The organism is Streptomyces phytophilus, assembly GCF_013870535.1.
Taxonomy (GTDB): domain Bacteria; phylum Actinomycetota; class Actinomycetes; order Streptomycetales; family Streptomycetaceae; genus Streptomyces; species Streptomyces phytophilus.
Genome location: NZ_JACBXC010000649.1, coordinates 1 through 3,399 on the forward strand (window position 1 = coordinate 1; position 3,399 = coordinate 3,399).

General features: G+C 73.5%; 3 protein-coding genes. 1 reads left to right on the top strand and 2 read right to left on the bottom strand.

From position 1 onward, the window contains the following. On the top strand, positions 1-1,172 hold a 1,172-nt coding region (locus tag H5J30_RS22910; protein ID WP_181789271.1), incomplete at its 5' end, for an AI-2E family transporter. Positions 1,173-1,260: 88 nt separating this feature from the next. Here the strand turns inward: H5J30_RS22910 and ahpD are convergent. Both ahpD and H5J30_RS22920 read right to left on the bottom strand, forming a co-directional pair. Then, positions 1,261-1,797 (bottom strand): alkylhydroperoxidase, AhpD family, encoded by a 537-nt coding sequence (gene ahpD / locus H5J30_RS22915; RefSeq protein ID WP_181789272.1) that lies wholly within the window; start codon positions 1,795-1,797, stop codon positions 1,261-1,263. A gap of 98 nt (positions 1,798-1,895) precedes the next feature. Further along, positions 1,896-3,399: ABC transporter permease (locus H5J30_RS22920; protein WP_309505607.1), on the bottom strand; the 1,504-nt coding region annotated here is incomplete at its 5' end.

Sequence of the window (3,399 nt, forward strand, 5' to 3'; positions counted from 1 at the left end):
CCGAGGTGGGCTGGCGGCTGCTGGTCCTCGCCGGCCTCATCTACGTGCTGATGCAGATCATCAGCGTCGTCAGCCTCGTCGTCATCGCCTTCGCGGTCGGCCTGCTGGTCACCGCGCTGCTGCAGCCGACGGTCGCGCGGCTGCGCCGCTGGGGCTTCAGCCAGGGCCTGGCCACGGCCACCACGTTCATCGGCGGCTTCGTCGCGATCGGCCTCATCGGCTGGTTCGTGGTCTGGCAGATCATGGAGAACATCGACGATCTGACCGACCGCATCCAGCAGGGCATCGACGACGCCCAGGAATGGCTCATCGACGGGCCGTTCCACGTGCAGGAAAAACAGGTCAACAACATCGGCAACGAGATAAGCGACTGGCTCGGCGAGAACTCCAGCGAGGTCACCTCCGCGGGCCTCGAAGGCGTCTCGTACGTGCTGGAGTTCTTCTCCGGCGCCGCCATCGCCGCTTTCGTCACCATCTTCCTGCTCTACGACGGCCAGCGCATCTGGCGCTGGTGCCTGAACTTCGTGCCCACCGACGCCCGTGACGCCGTGGCGGGCGCGGGCCCCAAGGTGTGGGCCACGCTCACCGGTTACGTGCGCGGCACCGTGCTGGTGGCGCTCATCGACGCGGTGTTCATCGGCATCGGCATCTTCATCCTCGACGTGCCCATGGCCGTGCCACTGGCCGTGCTGATCTTCCTCTTCGCGTTCGTGCCACTCGTCGGTGCGCTGGTCTCCGGCGCGCTCGCGGTGGTCGTGGCGTTCGTGACGAACGGGATGATCACGGCGCTGCTGGTGCTCGGCGTGGTCCTGCTCGTGCAGCAGATCGAGGGGCACATCCTGCAGCCGTTCATCCTCGGCCGCATGGTGCGGGTGCACCCGCTGGCAGTGGTGCTCGCGGTGGCCATCGGCACGCTCGTCGCGGGCATCCCGGGCGCGGTGGTGGCGGTGCCGCTGATCGCGGTGCTCAACACGGCGGTCGGATATCTCAAGGCGTACCACCGCGAACACGTCGCGGATCCGGGGCCACCACCGCACGGGGCGACGGCGCTCGAAGTCTCGCCGGCCACGCCGACCGACACCCCCGCGCCCGGCACGGACGCGGAGGTGGCGGGGACGGGAGCGGGCGGCGGCGGCCCGGAGGCGGCCGGCGGCGGCGACACGAAGGGCTGACGCGCAAGGGCCGACGGCGGTCCGGGCGCGGGGGGCCGATGCAGCGGTCCGGCGCGAGGGGGCGTACGGGACGGGCCGCAACCGGCGTTCAGCCGTGGCCGAGCGCCGCCTCCGCGTCGAGGACCGTGCCCGCCGCCTGGACGACCGCGGCGACCTTCAGCGCCTCGTGCACCGTCTCCCGGTCCGCACCGGTCCGCCGCAGCGCGCGCTCGTGCTCGTCCAGGCACGCCCCGCAGCCGCCCACGGCGGACACGGCCACGCACCACAGCTCGTAGTCCGCCTTGGGTACGCCCCGGGCGCCCAGCACGTTCGTCCGCAGCCCGGTGCGCAGCCGGGCGTACCCGGGGTCGGAGAGCAGGTGCCGGGCGCGGAAGAGGACGTTGTTCGCCGCCATCGCCGCGGCGGCCTCCCCGGCGGCGTCGTACGCCTCGGGCGCCAGCCGCTCGCGCGCCTCCGCCGCCACGGCGCGCAGCACGGTGGGGGAGCGGACGGCGATGGCGCAGGCGAGCAGGGCGCCCCACAACTGCCGCTCCGGCAGCGGCCCGTCGTCGACGACCGAGGTGAGGTTGCGGCGCAGGTCCCCGGCGTAGCCGGGGAGGGCCGACTTGAGCGCGTCGAGTGCCACGCGCCCGACCCTACAGAACCCTGCGGCCCGCCCCCGGACAGTACGGGACCGGCCCGGCGCGCCCCCCTACGACGCGCGCCGGGCCGGTCCCGGGCTCCCTACTCGGTGCGCAGCCCGTCCGGCCGCATCAGCCGGATCAGCAGCGGCATGCTCAGCGCCGTGACCCCGACGACCACCGCGCCGCCCGCCGCCGTCATCGTCAGCACCGACGTCCAGTCGATCGCCACGGGCGTGTCCGTCATGCGCATCAGCACCGCGCCCAGGACGAGCCCGAAGCCCGTCGACAGGCTCATGCCCAGCGCCACCGGGATCGCCGTCTGCCAGAACACCGACAGGCTGAGCGTGCTGCGCCGGGTGCCGAACGCGACCAGCGACGACAGCAGCTTGCGCCGTTCCCGGAGCTGTTCGAGCTGGCCGACGAGCAGGCTGGAGCCGATCAGCACCAGCACGCACGCGGCGCCCACCGCGAGCCCGGTGCGGATGCCGGCGAAGTCCTCGTCCACGGTCTCACCGGTCAGCGTATGGACGGCGAGCAGCGGGTCGAGGTCGTCGGCCGCGTTGCGTACGCGCTCGGCCGCGTCCGGTACGGCCGGGTCGAGCCGGACGTCGACGGAGGCGGTGAACACGCCGGATTCGTGGACATCGGGGACGGCGGCGGGAGTCGCCACGACACCGCCGTGCCGGTAGCCGTCGACGTCGCGGAGTGCCTTGGCGGGGCGGACGCCGGGTGGCGGGGTCCAGGGGAGCGCCTTGCCGCGCAGCCCGTCGTACGACGGGTTCAGGTACAGCGGTCCGTCCCCCGAGAGCAGCCGCTCGGTGTCGGCGCTGTCGTAGGCGCCGGTGAGGTGGAAGGCGTCACCGTCGCGGCAGTCGGGGAGACGCGCCAGCTCACGCAGTTGCGCGCAGGAGCCGATGGTCAGCGTGGTGGTCCCGGCCGGGTTGCGCTTGCCGTCGCCGACCTCGGCGGAGATCGTGGTGACGGTCTCCCGGACGCCCTCGGTCGCGGCGACCCGGTCACTCACCCGGAGGTCCTGTCCGGGCGCCGCGTACACCGACAACTGGGCGAGGTCGGTGTCGTTGCCGGTCGGCTTGCTGTACTCGTCGTCGACGCCGGCGAAGACCATCTGCAGCGCGATGGCCCCGGCGACGGCGACGGCGATGCCGTTGACCAGCCGGGCGGCGGTGCCGCTGCTGAGCTGGAGCCGGCGCACGGCCAACTGCCAGGACGTGGACCCGCGGCCGAGGCGGGCGACCACGGCCTCGACGAGCCAGGGCAGCAGCGCGGTGATGCCGGTCAGCAGCAGCACGGTGCCGCCGATGACCTGCCACTCGGGGAACGCGCCGTCGTCGTCGCCCCGGCCCATCATCGGAGCGAGCAGGGCCAGTCCGGCGGCGGGCAGCAGCAGCCGCCACCAGATGCGCCGCCGGCGGGGCCGCGCGGAGCGTACGACGCCCAGCGGCTCGATGACGACGCCGCGCAGCGCGAGCAGGGTGACGCCGACGGCCGCCGCGGGCACGGCCAGGGCGACCAGCAGGGCGAGCAGCGGCGCGGGGTTCAGGTCGGAGGTGAAGATGCTCATGTCGTAGACGGTCACGCCGCCC